The sequence below is a fragment of the Burkholderia sp. SRS-25 genome (genome assembly GCF_004343765.1).
Classification (GTDB): domain Bacteria; phylum Pseudomonadota; class Gammaproteobacteria; order Burkholderiales; family Burkholderiaceae; genus Burkholderia; species Burkholderia contaminans.
On sequence record NZ_PTXM01000025.1, the window covers coordinates 72,623 to 87,759 of the forward strand.

The following is a 15,137-nucleotide window of genomic DNA, read 5'->3' on the forward strand; positions in this document are numbered from 1 at the left end:
TACGCGTTTCCGCCCTGCCGGCGACGCCCGCCGGCCGCTTCGAACCAGCCCGCATGTTCACGCTTTCCGATTTCGATTTCAATCTGCCGCCCGAGCTGATTGCACAAACCGCGCTGCCCGATCGCACCGCGAGCCGCCTGCTCGAGGTCGACGGCACCGTCGCGCCCGCGCGCCTCGTCGACCGCCATTTCACCGAGCTGCCGTCGTGCATCGCGGCCGGCGACCTGCTCGTCTTCAACGATACCAAGGTATTGAAGGCGCGTTTCTTCGGCCAGAAGGCCAGCGGCGGCAAGATCGAGGTGCTGATCGAGCGCGTGACCGGCACGCACACGGCGCTCGCGCAAATCCGCGCGAGCAAGTCGCCGGGCGCCGGCACGACGCTGCGGCTCGCCGATGCGTTCGACGTGACGGTCGGCGAGCGCGTCGACCCGTTCTTCACGCTGAACTTCCCCGCGCCGTGCCTCGACCTGATCGAGCAGTACGGCCGCCTGCCGCTACCGCCCTATATCGAGCACGATCCGGACGCGACCGACGAGACGCGCTACCAGACCGTCTACGCGAGCAACCCGGGCGCGGTCGCCGCGCCGACGGCCGGGCTCCACTTCGACCAGCCGATGCTCGACCGGCTCGACGCGATGGGCGTCGAGCGCGCGACGCTCACGCTGCACGTCGGCGCCGGCACCTTCCAGCCGGTGCGCGTCGACAACATCGCCGAGCACAAGATGCACAGCGAGTGGTACGACCTGCCGCAGTCGCTCGTCGACAAGATCGCCGCGACCCGTGCACGCGGCGGCAACGTGATCGCGGTCGGCACGACGTCGATGCGCGCGCTCGAAGCCGCGGCGCGCTCGGCCGACGAAGCGGGCCGCCCGCTCGCGGCCACGCAGGCCGAGACCGACATCTTCATCACGCCCGGCTATCGTTTCCGCGTGGTCGACCGGCTCGTCACGAACTTCCATCTGCCGAAGTCGACGCTGCTGATGCTGGTGTCCGCGTTCGCAGGCGTCCAGACGATCCGCGCCGCGTACCGGCACGCGATCGACGAGCGCTACCGCTTCTTCAGCTACGGCGACGCGATGCTGCTCACGCGGCGCGACGTGGCGGAGGCGCCGAGCGCGTGAAGCACGGCGGGCGCGACGGCCCGCGCAGCCACCGTTGCAGCGCAGCGCCCGTTTTCCCTTTGTGCGCGCGACGCTTTTGCGCGCACCCGCTTTTCCCCGCCGCCGGTTTCTCGGCAGCGTTTCCAACATGCGCCGGACTTGCGATCCAGAGTTAGCGCTTTAGCGGTTACTCTGGTCCCATGCAGAGCAGCCCGGTAGCAAGGAGAATGACTCGATGACCGAAGGTTCATCCCACGATACGCACGCCCCCGTGCAGGACCGCCCGGCGAACGGGCTCGAATTCGAACTGCTGACGACCGACGGCCATGCGCGCCGCGGCCGCGTGAAGCTCAACCACGGCGTGGTCGAGACGCCGATCTTCATGCCGGTCGGCACGTACGGCACGGTGAAGGCGATCCAGCCGCGCGAGCTGCACGAGATCAAGGCCCAGATCATCCTCGGCAACACGTTCCACCTGTGGCTGCGCCCGGGCCTCGACACGATCGACGCGCACGGCGGCCTGCATGGCTTCATGGGCTGGAACAAGCCGATCCTGACCGACTCGGGCGGCTTCCAGGTGTTCTCGCTGGGCGACCTGCGCAAGATCACCGAGGACGGCGTGACGTTCGCGTCGCCGATCAACGGCGACAAGCTGTTCCTGTCGCCGGAAGTGTCGATGCAGATCCAGAAGGTGCTGAACTCCGACGTCGTGATGCAGTTCGACGAGTGCACGCCGTATGCGACCAACGGCGTGCCGACCACGCACAAGGAAGCGGCCGACTCGATGCGCATGTCGCTGCGCTGGGCGAAGCGCTCGCTCGACGAGTTCGACCGGCTCGGCAACCCGAATGCGCTGTTCGGGATCGTCCAGGGCGGGATGTTCGAGGACCTGCGCGACGAATCGCTCGCGGGCCTCGCCGAACTCGGCTTCCACGGCCTCGCGATCGGCGGGCTGTCGGTCGGCGAGCCGAAGGAAGACATGATGCGGGTGCTGCAGCACGTCGGCCCGAAGCTGCCGGCCAACAAGCCGCACTACCTGATGGGCGTCGGCACGCCGGAGGACCTGGTCGAGGGCGTCGCGAACGGCATCGACATGTTCGACTGCGTGATGCCGACCCGCAACGCGCGCAACGGCTGGCTGTTCACGCGCTTCGGCGACGTGAAGATCCGCAACGCGACGCACAAGAATTCGCTGAAGCCGCTCGACGCGAGCTGCACGTGCTACACGTGCCAGAACTTCTCGCGTGGCTACCTGCATCACCTGCACCGCGTCGGCGAGATCCTCGGCGCACAGCTCAACACGATCCACAACCTGCACTACTACCTGCAGCTGATGAGCGAGATTCGCGAAGCGATCGAGACCCACACGTTCGACGCGTTCCGCCAGCGCTTCGCGGAGGATCGCGCCAGAGGGGTCGACTGACCGGCGGTCGTACCGCCCTTGATAAGACAAGCACTAAACGGATCGACAATCTGCTGGGACTCGTCCTAAACAATTGAGTCCCAACTGCCGCTCGGATCCGACAAACATTACAATTGCCTTTCCATGCAAGTCGCAACGGTACCGGTTCGCGCTTTAACAGCTTGATCCGAAAGCGCATTTGCCGAGCCGTTTGCGCATGGGGCCGGTGGTAGAATAACCGGCTTATTTTTCGATCTTCCCCTACGGAGAGACCAACGTGCCGTTCATTTCCAACGCGTTCGCCCAAGGTGCCGGTGGCGCCGAATCGAGCCTGATGAGCTTCCTGCCGCTCATCCTGATGTTTGCCGTGCTCTACTTCATCATGATCCGTCCGCAGATGAAGCGTCAGAAGGAGCACCGCAACATGCTCGCGGCCATGGCCAAGGGCGACGAAGTCGTCACGAGCGGCGGCCTCGTGGGCAAGGTGACGAAGGTCACCGAAGGCTACATCGGCGTCGAAATCGCCGAAGGCACCGAAATCACCGTGCAGAAGGCTGCGGTCACGACCATTCTGCCGAAGGGCACGATCAAGTCGCTGTAAGCCCTTCACCGAGCGTCCGGCTCCCCGCGCCGTGCCCGCCTGAGAGAGCGGGCCGACGCGGCGCCGGACGCGACGCTTTCACGCCAACCACCCGTTCGGCCCCCTCATGAATCGTTACCCACTCTGGAAATATGTCGTGATGGTCGTGGCGCTCGCCATCGGCCTTCTGTACACATTGCCCAACTTCTTCGGCGAAGCGCCGGCGGTGCAGGTGTCGAGCGGCAAGGCCACGGTCAAGCTCGACTCGACCACGCTGACCCAGGTCGAATCCGCGCTCGCCTCCGCGCAGATCACGCCGGACGACGTCACCTTCGAGAACACGGCGTCCAACGCGAACATCCGCGTGCGCCTGAAGGACACCGATACGCAGCTGCGCGTCAAGGACCTGCTGCAGAAGTCGCTGAACGCCGACCCGAACGATCCGCAGTACGTCGTCGCCCTGAACCTGCAGAGCGCGTCGCCGCGCTGGCTGACCTCCCTGCACGCGCTGCCGATGTATCTCGGCCTCGACCTGCGTGGCGGCGTCCACTTCCTGCTCCAGGTCGACATGACGGGCGCGCTGACGAAGAAGCTCGATTCCGACGCGTCCGACGCGCGCACGCTGCTGCGCGACAAGAACATCCGCGACGGCGGCGTGAGCCGCGTCGACCAGTCCGTGGTCGTCAACTTCAGCGATGCGCAGACGGCGGAAGACGCCCGCAAGCTGCTCGCACTGTCGATCACCGAGCTGCAATGGGCGACGCAGCCCGGCGGCGGCGGCACTCAGGTCGTCGGCACGTTCACGCCGGCCGTGCAGAAGTCCGTCGAGGACGCCGCGCTCAAGCAGAACCTGACGACGCTCCACAACCGCGTGAACGAACTCGGCGTGTCCGAGCCGATCCTGCAGCAGCAAGGTAGCGACCGCATCGTCGTCGAGCTGCCGGGCGTGCAGGACACCGCGAAGGCGAAGGACATCATCGGCCGCACCGCGACGCTCGAAGCGCGCCTTGCCGACCCGATCAACACGCACCCGAACCCGAACGACCCGGTGCCGCCGGGTGAAGAGCTGTTCACGCAGGGCAACCAGGCGCCGGTGCTGCTGAAGAAGGAAGTGATCTTCACGGGCGACCGCATCATCGATGCATCGGCCGGCTTCGACGATCACCAGCGTCCGTCGGTCAACATCCGCCTCGATTCGGCGGGCGGCCGCTCGGTGCGCGCGGTCTCGCGCGAGAACATCGGCAAGCCGATGGCGATGGTGCTGTTCGAGAAGGGCAAGGGCGAAGTGCTGACGGTCGCGACGATCCAGTCGGAACTCGGCGACCGCTTCCAGATCACGGGCCAGCCGACGCCGCAGGCCGCGGCGGACCTCGCGCTGCTGCTGCGCGCCGGTTCGCTCGCAGCGCCCATGGACATCATCGAGGAGCGCACGATCGGCCCGAGCCTCGGCGCGGACAACATCAAGATGGGCGTCCACTCGGTGATCTGGGGCTTCTGCGCGATCGCCGTGTTCATGATCGCGTACTACATGCTGTTCGGCGTGGTATCGGTGATCGGCCTGTCGGTGAACCTGCTGCTGCTGGTCGCCGTGCTGTCGCTGATGCAGGCGACGCTGACGCTGCCGGGTATCGCCGCAATCGCGCTCGCGCTCGGTATGGCGATCGACTCGAACGTGCTGATCAACGAGCGCGTGCGTGAAGAACTGCGCGCGGGCCAGCCGCCGCAGACCGCGATCCAGGCCGGCTACGCGCATGCGTGGGCGACGATTCTCGACTCGAACGTCACGACGCTGATCGCCGGCCTCGCGCTGCTCGCGTTCGGCTCGGGCCCGGTTCGCGCGTTCGCGATCGTGCACTGCCTCGGTATCCTGACGTCGATGTTCTCCGCGGTGTTCTTCTCGCGCGGGATCGTCAACCTCTGGTACGGCGGCCGCAAGAAGCTGAAGTCGCTCGCGATCGGCCAGGTGTGGAAGCCGGAAGGCGCCGCCGCCGCGTCGTTCACCGACGCCGACGAATCGACCGACACCGCCCGCGCCGCGAAGCTCGCCGCCCCCGCGAAGGGCAACGCGCCACGCGCCGGCAAGCCGCAGTTGCGCAACCGCGCGCAGCAAGGCGTGTCGCCGAAGAAACCGGGCTCGACCCAATAAGGCCCCGGAGAAGACCATGGAATTTTTCCGCATCCGTAAAGACATTCCGTTCATGCGGCACGCGCTGGTGTTCAACGTGATCTCGCTGGTCACGTTCCTCGCCGCCGTGTTCTTCCTGTTCCATCGCGGGCTGCACCTGTCCGTCGAATTCACCGGCGGTACGGTGATCGAAGTGCAGTACCAGCAGGCGGCGGAGCTCGAGCCCGTGCGTGCGACGCTCGGCAAGCTCGGCTATGCCGACGCGCAGGTGCAGAACTTCGGCACGTCGCGCAACGTGCTGATCCGCCTGCAGCTGAAGGAAGGCCTCACGTCCGCGCAGCAGAGCGACCAGGTGATGGGCGCGCTGAAGGCGCAGAACCCCGACGTCACGCTGCAGCGCGTCGAGTTCGTCGGCCCGCAGGTCGGCCGGGAGCTCGCGACCGACGGCCTGCTCGCGCTCGCGTGCGTCGTGATCGGCATCGTGATCTACCTGTCGTTCCGCTTCGAGTGGAAGTACGCAGTGGCCGGCATCATCGCCAACCTGCACGACGTCGTGATCATTCTCGGCTTCTTCGCGTTCTTCCAGTGGGAGTTCTCGCTGGCGGTGCTCGCGGCGATCCTCGCGGTGCTCGGCTACTCGGTCAACGAGTCGGTCGTCATCTTCGACCGGATCCGCGAAACGTTCCGCCGCGAGCGCAAGATGAGCGTGCAGGAAGTGATCAACCACGCGATCACGACCACGATGTCGCGTACGATCATCACGCACACGTCGACCGAAATGATGGTGCTGTCGATGTTCTTCTTCGGCGGCCCGACGCTGCACTACTTCGCACTCGCGCTGACGGTCGGCATCATGTTCGGCATCTACTCGTCGGTGTTCGTCGCGGGTTCGCTCGCGATGTGGCTCGGCATCAAGCGCGAAGACCTGATCAAGGAAAAGAAGTCCGCGCACGATCCGGACGATCCGAACGCAGGCGCGCAGGTTTAAGCGCCACGCTGCTTCGGCACAGACCAAAAGCCGGCCCGGTTGGGCCGGCTTTTTTCATGCCCGCGCCACTGCCGTGCATCGCGCCGCCCGCTCGCCCTGCCCCGTCACGCGCGTCGGCTACAATCGTGACCGTCCCGCCGCGCCGCCCGCCGTGCGTCAGCGGAACAGCACCTTCGCTCTCCGTTCAAATGCGCGGTCCCGATGATGCCTTCCACGCGTGTCGTTCTTCGCCTTGCCGTTTGCGCTGCCGTCACGGCCACGCTCCTGCCGTGCGTGTCGTCCGTCGGTGCGCAACAGCCGGCGTCCGCCCCGCCCGCGTCTGCCGCCTCTGCACCCGCCGCGTCGCCCGCCAAGGCCCAGCCGCCCTCGCCCTGCCCGCCCGACTGGGAGCCGCAGATCTGCGAGCTCAAGGCGGCCGTCGAATTGCTCAAGAAGCAGCACCTGACCGACATCGACATCGGCGCGCTGCTCGACGCAACGACCCACGCGGGAATCAAGACGCTGCCGTACGCACGTTTCTTCGACGCGAAGGAGGAACAGGAGCGGCGCGACGACGAACGTCGCGCGCGCGACGGCACGCCCGGCATCGGCATCGTGTTCGAGACGCGGCCCGACGGGCTGCACATCGTCGACGTGACTCCCGACGCGCCCGCGGAAAAAGCCGGCGTGCGCCCCGACGATCTCGTCGTCGCGATGAACGATACGAGCGTCGTCGGCATCGATGCCGCCGACCTGGCCAAACTCGCCAAGGGCGACGCAGGCGTGCCGCTGAAGCTCACGGTCCAGCGCGGCCCGTCGCACGCGGTGCTGAGCTTCGCGCCCGTGCGAACGATCCTCAAGCCGCATCCGGCGACCGCGAAACGGCTCGACGGCGACATCCTGTACACGCGGCTGTCGAGCTTCCCGGAACCGGCGGTCGGCGACTACGTCGACGCAGTACAGGCCGCGCGCCGCGCGGGGCCGCCGGTGAAAGGCGTGATTCTCGACCTGCGCATCAACGGCGGCGGCGCACTCAATGCCGCGATCGGCATCACCGCGCTGTTCGCGGGACGCGATCGCACCGCGATGGTGACGGTCGAGCGCGGCGACGCCAACCGCCGCCGCTACACGACCAACTGGCCCGACTACGAATTGCCGGTCATGCACGGCCAGGATCCGCTCGCGCCGCTGCTGGCCGACGACTGGTGGCGCACCGTGCCGCTCGTCGTACTCGTCGACGGGCAGAGCGCATCGGCCGCCGAAGCGACCGCGGCGGCGCTGAAGGATCTCGGCCGCGCGAAGCTGCTCGGCATGCCGACCTACGGGAAGGGGCTCGCGCAAACGGGCGTCGACCTGATCGACGGCACGCGCCTGAATTTCACGTACGCGCGCAACCTGCGGCCGAACGGCTGCCCGATGGACGGCTACGGCGTCGTGCCGGACTGGCTCGTGCCGCCGCGTCGCGACTCGGACGTCGACGGCGTGCTGCTGTGGTACCGGGAAGCCGATCTCGCCCGTGCACCGTATGCGGACCGGCTTGCGCCCGATCCGTTCGCGAAGGTGCGCAAGGAACGGCAGAAGCTGCGCGAGCAGCGTGCGCTCGCGAAGATCGATACGGCGAAGAGCGCGGCGCTGCCGCAGCGCGAGTTCGGCACGGCAACCGACTGGCAGCTCGATCAGGCGCTTGCGGCACTCGCCGGGCGCCCGGTGCGGACCGTCGAAGCCAGACCGCAGCTGATGCCGGCGCAGCCCGTATGCGAGCGCGCCGGCAACTGACGCGCGCCGCTCCGTCCTGTCACCGAAAGCCGAACCGCTTGCGCAGCACGACCAGCGCCACGAGGCTCAGCACGGCCGCGAACATCAGGTAGAAGCTCGGCGCGGTCTTCATCCCGGTCGCCTTGATCAGCCACGCGATGATGAACGGCCCGAAGCCGCCGAAGATCGTCACCGCCACGTTATACGCGAGCGACATTCCGGTCGTGCGCGTCTGCACCGGAAACACTTCGGACAGCAAACCCGGCAGCGCCGCGAAATAGCCCGTCATCAGGAACGCGAGCAGCACCTGCAGCGCGATCAGCGTGCCGAAGCCCGGATGGGCGACCAGGTACGCGAATGCCGGGTAGATCAGCACGAGGATGCCGACGGCCGGCGCGATCATCACGCGTACGCGGCCGTAGGTGTCCGACCAGTGGCCGACGAGCGGCGCGAACGCCATCTGGATCACGCCGACGACGAGGATCGCCGCGAACGCGGCCGACGGCGCGAGGCCGAGTTGCTTCACGCCGTAGGTCGGCATGAACAGCACGAGATAGGTCGCGACGGTGCCGAGCACGACCACGCCCATCGCGGCGACGAGGCGCGCCTTGTGCGACGCGAACGTGTCGCGCAGCGGGTTCGCGGTGCCTTCCGCGGCGAGGAATTCCGGCGTCTCGTCGACCTTCGTGCGGATGTAGTACGCGACCGGCCCGAGCAGCAGGCCGAAGAAGAACGGCACGCGCCAGCCCCACGACGCCATCTGCGCGGCCGTGAGCTGCGCGTTCAGCACGGTGCCGAAGCCGGCGGCGAGCAGCGTCGTGAGCCCCTGGCTCGCGACCTGCCAGCTCGCGAAGAAGCCGCGCCGGCCCGGCACGTGCTCGGCGAGGAACGCAGTCGCACTGCCGAACTCGCCGCCGGCCGAGAAGCCCTGCATCAGCCGCGCGGCGACGAGGATCACCGGCGCCGCGACGCCGATCGTCTCGTACGTCGGCAGCACCGCGATGATCAGCGTGCCGCCCATCATCAGCAGGATCGACAGCGTGAGCGCGGCCTTGCGGCCCGCGCGGTCGGCATACGCGCCGAGCACGATCGCGCCGAGCGGGCGCATGAAGAACGACACGCCGAACGTGCCGAGCGTGAGCAGCAGCGACACGGTGTCGTTGCCGGCCGGGAAGAACAGCTTCGAGATCGTCACCGCGAAGAAGCCGTAGACGACGAGATCGAACCACTCGAGCGCATTGCCGATCGACGCGGCGACCACCGCGCGCCACACGCGCGGCGACGAAGCAATGGAGCTGGACTGCGTGACGGCATGCATCGGCGATCTCCTTGTCGTTGTACGTTCTGTGCGGGGCGGCCGCTCGCGCGCCGTCGGCCTGCCCGGCGCCGCATGGCCGCATGCTGCGCTCGGGCGATTATAGGCGCGCAAAAAAAACCGCCGCGCCCCCGGTAACGGGAGCGCGGCGGTTTGCACGCGGCGGCCGGTGCGACGGCCGGCCTCGCCGGGAAGTCTTACTGCTGCTTGACCGCTTCGGCCGTGATCAGCAGCTTCGTCTTCATCTTGAAGCCGTACTGCTTGCCGTAGTCGAGGCCGAAATCGTCGCGGCTGAATTCGCCGACGGCGTCGACACCGCACACTTCACGCTTGAGCATCGGGTGCGGCATGCACTTGAACGAATCGATCTTCAGCGTCAGCGGCTTCGTGACGCCATGCAGCGTCAGGTTGCCGACCACCGATACCGGCTTGTCGCCGTCGAACTTGATCGTGCCCTTGTAGTTCGCCTGCGGGAACTTCGCTGCATCGAAGAATTCGGCCGTCTGCAGGTGCTCGTCGAGCTTCGCGCTGCCGGTGTGGATCGACGCGATGTCGGTCGTCACGTCGACCGTGCCCGTCTTCGCCGCGCGATCGAGCGTCACGGTGCCGCTCGACTTGTCGAACTTGCCGCGCCAGACCGACAGGCCGCCGAAGTGGTCGGCCTCGAAGCTCGGGTACGTGTGGCTCGGGTCGAACTGGTACGTTGCGGTGTCGGCAAACGCCGAGAACGACAGCGAAGCGGCCAGCGCGCCTGCGGCGATGATCAGATGCTTTTTCAAACTTTTTCTCCTGGGAACGGCGCCGCGCCCTCGCGCGGCATTCAGTTGAGGCGGCAACCCGCCGCTTACTTCGTGGCGACGAGATGGAACTTGATCTGCACTTCGTCCGCGACGATCGACGTGTCCTTCCACTCGCCGGTACCGACGTTGAAGGCCGAACGCTTGATCGGCAGCACGCCGTCGAAGGTCTGCGTCGCGCCGTTTTGCGCGACCGTGACGGGCACCGTGACGGTCTCGGCCTTGCCCTTGATCGTCAGCTTGCCGGTCACGTTGTACTTGTTGCCGCCGGCCGGCGCGATCGCCGACGACACGAACGTCGCCTGCGGATAGGCTTTCGCGTCGAACCAGTCCTTGCCCGCGACCTGGTCGTTGTACATCTTGTCGCCGAGGTCGAAGCTCGCGACGTCGATCGTCATTTGCGCGCTGCCTTGCGCAGCTTTCGCCGGGTCGAACTTCACCTGCGCGGAAAACTTCTTGAACGCGCCTTCGGTCGGTACGTTCATCTGTTTCGACACGGCGGACACCTTGCTCTTCGCGAGATCGACGTCGGCATGCGCCGCGCCCGACGCGACAAGCGCCGCCGCGGCGAACGCGGTCAGCATGGAGCGGGAGAAAGACACTTTCATGGGATCCTTCATTTGGCAAAGGGAAGCATGCGCGACAACAGGCCGTCGCGGTCCAACAGCTGGTGCTTGAGCGCCGCGAGCACGTGCATCGCGACGAGCGCAAGCAGAATGTAATTCAAAGACACATGCAGCGTCTTGAAGGTTTCCTTGAGCGCCGGATCGGGGTCGATCAGGCGCGGCAGCGGCACGATGCCGAGATAGACGACCGGGATGTTCGACGCCGAGCTGTACAGGTAGCCCGTCACCGGGATCGCGATCATCAGCACGTACAGCAGCATGTGCACGCCGTGCGACGCCGCGCGCTGCCACGCGGGCGTACCGCCCGGCAGCGCCGGCGGCACGTGGGTCGCACGCCACAGCACGCGCACGACGGCCAGCGCGAACACCGTCACGCCGATCCACTTGTGCCACGAGAAGTACTTCAGCTTGGTCGGCGTGAAGCCGGGAATGTCCGTCATTACCCAGCCGAGCGCGAAGCCGCAGACGATCAGCAGCGCGATCAGCCAGTGCAGTGCGATCGCGGTATGCGCGTAGCGTGCCGGCACGGCCGGCGGCGATTTCGATGCCATCTTGGGTTCCTCAGTTCAGCGAACGGCTGCGCCGGTAAATTCGTCCGACGCATGTCAAGGGCGCCATGCTACCGCAACCTTTTGACGCGCGCGGACTCTGAAGACAGGCCCGCCAGCCGGCTGACAGCTTCCCGTCATGTTACCGATCAGTCACCGAACCCTCGATCGTTGACACGCCGAAAAAGGCCTTTTGGTAAGATTGGCGCGGGTTCCGGCCCCGTCGACGCGTCTCCCCAGCCGTCGCACCACTGCCTTTTCCATGCAACGAAACGACCTGATTGCCTGCCACGAGTGCGACGCACTGTTGCACAAACCGCGCCTGAGCGGACGTGAAATCGCGCGCTGCCCGCGCTGCGATGCGCTGCTCTATCGCAACAGCACCGCGCAGATCGAGCGGATCTGCGCGCTCGCGCTCGCGGCGCTGATCACGTTCTCGATCGCGCAGGCGTTTCCGATCCTCGAAATGGACGTGAACGGCAACCGCGTGCAGACCACGCTGATCGGCGCGATCGATTCGCTGTGGCACCAGGACATGGCGATCGTCGGCGTGATGGTGTTCTGCTCGACCGTGCTGTTCCCGCTCGTCGAGATGTCCGCGCTGCTGTACCTGCTGCTGCCGATACGGCGCGGCGTCGTACCGCCCGGCTTCAACCTGGTGCTGCGCGCGATCGAGCTCGTGCGGCCGTGGGGCATGATCGAGGTGTTCATGCTCGGCATCCTCGTCACGATCGTGAAGATGGTGAGTCTCGCAAGGGTCGTTCCCGAGGCCGCGCTGTTCGCGTTCGCCGCGCTCACGCTGATGATCGCCGTCGTGCTGATGTTCGATCCGCGCACGCTGTGGGACATCGCCGACGACCTGCGCGCCGGCCGCTCGCCCGGGCAGCCCGACGATGCCGCCCCGCCGCCGGAAGCCGCCCGCCGATGACGATCCCGACCGCCGCCCGCGAGGGCTACGCCAGCTGCCACGCATGCGGCCTCGTGCAGACGCTCGACCACCCGCACGCACATTGCGCGCGCTGCGGCAGCGCGCTCCATTTCCGCACGCCGAACAGCCTGATGCGCACGTGGGCGCTGCTGCTCGCCGCCGCGATCCTCTACATTCCCGCGAACCTGCTGCCGATCATGCGCACCGCGTCGATCGTCGGCTCGCAGGAAGACACGATCATGAGCGGCGTGATCTATTTCTGGGTCTCCGGCGACTGGCCGCTCGCCGTCGTCGTGTTCGTCGCGAGCATTCTCGTGCCGATGCTCAAGCTCGGCGTGCTGCTGATCCTCGTGATCAGTGCGCAGCGACGCACCGCCTGGCGGCCGCTGCAGCGCACGCGCCTGTTCCGGATCGTCGAACGCATCGGCCGCTGGTCGATGCTCGACATCTTCGTCGTGACGCTGACCGTCGCGCTCGTCCATTTTCGTTCGCTCGCCATCATCACGGCCGGCCCCGGCGCGCTCGCGTTCGGTTCCGTCGTGATCCTGACGATGCTCGCATCGATGCAGTTCGATCCCCGCCTGATCTGGGATCCAGTCGAAACCTCAGGGAATCACCATGAATAGTCCACAAGGCCCGCAGCAGGACGCGCCCCGGCCGCCCGATCCGACGATCTCGACGAAAAGCGGCTGGCTGCCGTCGCTCGTCTGGCTCGTGCCGCTGATCGCCGCGCTGATCGGCATCGGCCTCGTGATCAAGTCCGTGCGCGAGCGCGGCCCGGAAATCACGATCAGCTTCCATAGCGCCGAAGGACTCGAGCCCGGCAAGACCCAGGTCAAGTACAAGGACGTCGAGATCGGCATGGTCAAGACGATCAAGCTGTCGAAGGACCTGTCGCGCGTGCTCGTCCAGGTGCAGCTCAAGAAGGAAGCGGAGGACTTCGCGGTCAAGGGCTCGCGCTTCTGGATCGTGCGGCCGCGCGTCGGCGCGACCGGCGTGTCGGGGCTCGGCACGCTGCTGTCGGGCGCGTACATCGGCGTCGACGCCGGGCGCTCGGAGGATACGCTGACCGACTTCACGGGCCTCGAGACGCCGCCCGCCGTCACGGGCGACCAGAAAGGCACGCAGTACGTGCTGCGCGGCGATTCGCTCGGCTCGGTCGACATCGGCTCGCCGGTCTACTACCGCCGCGTGCAGGTCGGCCAGGTGGTCGGCTTCTCGCTCGACAAGGACGGCACGGGCGTCACGTTCAACGTGTTCGTCAATGCGCCGTACGACCAGTACGTCGGCGTGAACTCGCGCTGGTGGCAGGCAAGCGGCGTGGACCTGCGGCTCGACTCGAGCGGCCTGAAGCTGAACACCCAGTCGCTCGCGACGGTGATCCTCGGCGGCATCGCGTTCCAGACGCCGCCGAACCAGGGCTCCGGCGCGACGGCGCCGAACAACACGACGTTCCGCCTCGCGTCCGACGAGGGCGACGCGATGCGCGACCCGGACGGCCAGCCGCTGCAGGTCGTGATGAACTTCAACCAGTCGCTGCGCGGGCTCGCGGTCGGCGCGACGGTCGACTTCCGCGGCATCGTGCTCGGCGAAGTGACGAATATCGGCATCGACTTCGATCCGAAGACGAAGAACTTCCGGATGCCGGTGACGATGAACGTGTATCCGGAACGCCTCGGCCGCCGCTTCCGCGAAACGATCGAGAGCAAGGGCGAGCCGGCCCGCCGCGAGATCGTCGAGCGGCTCGTCCAGCACGGGCTGCGCGGCCAGTTGCGCACCGGCAACCTGCTGACGAGCCAGTTGTACGTCGCGCTCGACTTCTTCCCGAAGGCGCCGGCCGTGAAGATCGACACGGCGCGCCAGCCGCTCGAGCTGCCGACCGTGCCGAATACGCTCGACGAGCTGCAGCTGCAGGTCGCCGACATCGCGAAGAAGCTCGACAAGGTGCCGTTCGACCAGATCGGTGCGAACCTGAACAGCGCGCTCGCGAATGCCGACAAGCTGTTCAAGCAGCTCGACACGCAGGTCGCGCCGGAAGCGCGCGACACGCTGTCGGCCGCGAAGCAGACCTTCTCGACCGCCGAAGCGACGCTGCAGCAGGATTCGCCGCTGCAGTCCGACGTGCGCGGCGCGCTGAAGGAGCTCACGCGCACGCTGCAATCGCTGAACGCGCTCGCCGACTATCTGGAGCGCCACCCCGAATCGCTGCTCAAGGGCAAGCCAGGAGATAAACAATGACGACGACACGCGTGAACGGTTTCGTGAGCGGCGCGGCGGCGGCTGTCGCCGCCCTCGCGCTCACCGCGTGCAGCTCGCCGCCCGCGCGGTTCTACACGCTCAGCCCGGCTGACGCCGCGGCGCCGCTGCGGACCGCGCCTGCCAACCCGGCGTTCCTGATCGAGGTGCCGGCGGTCGGCGTGCCCGAGCAGGTCGCGAAGAGCCAGTTGGTCGTGCAGAAGAACGCCGCGCAGGTCGACGTGCTCGAGCAGGAACGCTGGGCGTCGCCGCCCGCCGACGAAATCCGCCGTGCGCTGTCGGACGATCTCGCCGCGCAGCTCGGCACGATCGACGTCGCGAATTCCGCGTACCCGCCCGGCGTGCCCGTGTATCGGATCAGCGTGAACGTGCAGCGTTTCGAATCGTGGCCGGCCAGGCGCGCGGCGGTCGACGCCGTGTGGAGCGTGCGCTCGCTCGCCACGCAGGCCGTGATGACGTGCCGCACGAGTGTCGCGGAACCCGTTGCCGACGGCTACGACGCGCTCGTCGCCGGCCACCGGCGCGCGCTCGACGTGATTGCCACGCAAGCCGCGGCCGGCGTGCGCGCGATGGCCGCGCGACGCGGCACTGCGGCTGCCACGGCGCCCGCTGCCGGCAGCAGGACGGCCGCCGCGCCGGTCGTGCCGTGCCCGGCCAACCCGACCTCCGGCGGCGACGCCGGCGCAACGGGCAAGTCCGGCGCGTAAGCAGGCTGGGCGAAGGCGAGCGCTCGGCGGC

At 67.2% G+C, this 15,137-nt stretch carries 14 protein-coding genes; 10 read left to right on the forward strand and 4 right to left on the reverse strand.

Going from position 1 to position 15,137, the window contains the following annotated elements; translation table 11 throughout:
* Positions 1-53 precede the first annotated feature (53 nt).
* From queA to C5O79_RS31305, 6 genes are all read left to right on the forward strand, one after another.
* Entirely contained in the window at positions 54-1,121 is a 1,068-nt protein-coding gene (gene queA / locus C5O79_RS31280) for a tRNA preQ1(34) S-adenosylmethionine ribosyltransferase-isomerase QueA (protein ID WP_047851597.1), read from the forward strand.
* 214 nt (positions 1,122-1,335) lie between these two features.
* On the forward strand, positions 1,336-2,523 hold the full coding sequence (gene tgt, locus C5O79_RS31285; protein ID WP_039361392.1) for a tRNA guanosine(34) transglycosylase Tgt: 1,188 nt from the start codon (positions 1,336-1,338) through the stop codon (positions 2,521-2,523).
* A 256-nt stretch (positions 2,524-2,779) separates the two neighbouring features.
* Entirely contained in the window at positions 2,780-3,103 is a 324-nt protein-coding gene (yajC, locus tag C5O79_RS31290) for a preprotein translocase subunit YajC (protein WP_006476868.1), read from the forward strand.
* A gap of 106 nt (positions 3,104-3,209) precedes the next feature.
* A complete protein-coding gene (gene secD, locus C5O79_RS31295; protein WP_046544969.1) occupies positions 3,210-5,228 on the forward strand; it encodes a protein translocase subunit SecD in 2,019 nt (672 codons plus the stop codon).
* A 16-nt stretch (positions 5,229-5,244) separates the two neighbouring features.
* Complete coding sequence (gene secF / locus C5O79_RS31300; RefSeq protein WP_039361396.1) at positions 5,245-6,195, forward strand: protein translocase subunit SecF; 951 nt, start codon at positions 5,245-5,247, stop codon at positions 6,193-6,195.
* A gap of 201 nt (positions 6,196-6,396) precedes the next feature.
* Positions 6,397-7,950, forward strand: a complete 1,554-nt coding sequence (locus tag C5O79_RS31305) for a S41 family peptidase (RefSeq protein ID WP_174242089.1) — start codon at positions 6,397-6,399, stop codon at positions 7,948-7,950.
* A gap of 19 nt (positions 7,951-7,969) precedes the next feature.
* Here the strand turns inward: C5O79_RS31305 and C5O79_RS31310 are convergent, their stop codons facing one another.
* From C5O79_RS31310 to C5O79_RS31325, 4 genes are all read right to left on the reverse strand, one after another.
* Positions 7,970-9,247 (reverse strand): MFS transporter, encoded by a 1,278-nt coding sequence (locus C5O79_RS31310; RefSeq protein ID WP_046544968.1) that lies wholly within the window; start codon positions 9,245-9,247, stop codon positions 7,970-7,972.
* Positions 9,248-9,441: 194 nt separating this feature from the next.
* Positions 9,442-10,023, reverse strand: coding sequence for a YceI family protein (locus tag C5O79_RS31315; protein ID WP_122473578.1), 582 nt, complete (start codon positions 10,021-10,023; stop codon positions 9,442-9,444).
* A 65-nt stretch (positions 10,024-10,088) separates the two neighbouring features.
* Positions 10,089-10,649, reverse strand: coding sequence for a YceI family protein (locus C5O79_RS31320; protein ID WP_046544966.1), 561 nt, complete (start codon positions 10,647-10,649; stop codon positions 10,089-10,091).
* Between the two features lie 8 nt (positions 10,650-10,657).
* Positions 10,658-11,218, reverse strand: a complete 561-nt coding sequence (locus C5O79_RS31325) for a cytochrome b (RefSeq protein ID WP_046544965.1) — start codon at positions 11,216-11,218, stop codon at positions 10,658-10,660.
* A gap of 259 nt (positions 11,219-11,477) precedes the next feature.
* Between C5O79_RS31325 and C5O79_RS31330 the strand changes: the two genes are divergently transcribed.
* Genes C5O79_RS31330 through C5O79_RS31345 form a run of 4 tightly spaced genes read left to right on the forward strand, consistent with a single transcriptional unit; the run spans position 11,478 to position 15,106 of the window.
* A complete protein-coding gene (locus C5O79_RS31330; RefSeq protein ID WP_046544964.1) occupies positions 11,478-12,143 on the forward strand; it encodes a paraquat-inducible protein A in 666 nt (221 codons plus the stop codon).
* A complete protein-coding gene (locus C5O79_RS31335) occupies positions 12,140-12,769 on the forward strand; it encodes a paraquat-inducible protein A (RefSeq protein ID WP_046544963.1) in 630 nt (209 codons plus the stop codon). The genes C5O79_RS31330 and C5O79_RS31335 overlap by 4 nt, the downstream gene beginning before the upstream one ends.
* Positions 12,762-14,381: an MlaD family protein gene (locus tag C5O79_RS31340; protein WP_047851601.1), complete on the forward strand. Its 1,620-nt coding sequence runs from the start codon at positions 12,762-12,764 to the stop codon at positions 14,379-14,381. Before C5O79_RS31335 ends, C5O79_RS31340 begins: the two co-directional genes overlap by 8 nt.
* Positions 14,378-15,106 (forward strand): PqiC family protein, encoded by a 729-nt coding sequence (locus tag C5O79_RS31345; protein WP_046544961.1) that lies wholly within the window; start codon positions 14,378-14,380, stop codon positions 15,104-15,106. The genes C5O79_RS31340 and C5O79_RS31345 overlap by 4 nt, the downstream gene beginning before the upstream one ends.
* Positions 15,107-15,137 lie beyond the last annotated feature (31 nt).

Bases quoted from the DNA above. Each gene is read 5' to 3' on its own strand.
- C5O79_RS31335 (WP_046544963.1), top strand. From the start codon at position 12,140: ATGACGATCCCGACCGCCGCCCGCGAGGGCTACGCCAGCTGCCACGCA.
- C5O79_RS31340 (WP_047851601.1), top strand. From the start codon at position 12,762: ATGAATAGTCCACAAGGCCCGCAGCAGGACGCGCCCCGGCCGCCCGAT.
- C5O79_RS31310 (WP_046544968.1), bottom strand. From the start codon at position 9,247: ATGCATGCCGTCACGCAGTCCAGCTCCATTGCTTCGTCGCCGCGCGTG.
- queA (WP_047851597.1), top strand. From the start codon at position 54: ATGTTCACGCTTTCCGATTTCGATTTCAATCTGCCGCCCGAGCTGATT.
- C5O79_RS31305 (WP_174242089.1), top strand. From the start codon at position 6,397: ATGATGCCTTCCACGCGTGTCGTTCTTCGCCTTGCCGTTTGCGCTGCC.
- C5O79_RS31320 (WP_046544966.1), bottom strand. From the start codon at position 10,649: ATGAAAGTGTCTTTCTCCCGCTCCATGCTGACCGCGTTCGCCGCGGCG.
- secD (WP_046544969.1), top strand. From the start codon at position 3,210: ATGAATCGTTACCCACTCTGGAAATATGTCGTGATGGTCGTGGCGCTC.
- tgt (WP_039361392.1), top strand. From the start codon at position 1,336: ATGACCGAAGGTTCATCCCACGATACGCACGCCCCCGTGCAGGACCGC.
- C5O79_RS31325 (WP_046544965.1), bottom strand. From the start codon at position 11,218: ATGGCATCGAAATCGCCGCCGGCCGTGCCGGCACGCTACGCGCATACC.
- C5O79_RS31330 (WP_046544964.1), top strand. From the start codon at position 11,478: ATGCAACGAAACGACCTGATTGCCTGCCACGAGTGCGACGCACTGTTG.
- C5O79_RS31345 (WP_046544961.1), top strand. From the start codon at position 14,378: ATGACGACGACACGCGTGAACGGTTTCGTGAGCGGCGCGGCGGCGGCT.
- secF (WP_039361396.1), top strand. From the start codon at position 5,245: ATGGAATTTTTCCGCATCCGTAAAGACATTCCGTTCATGCGGCACGCG.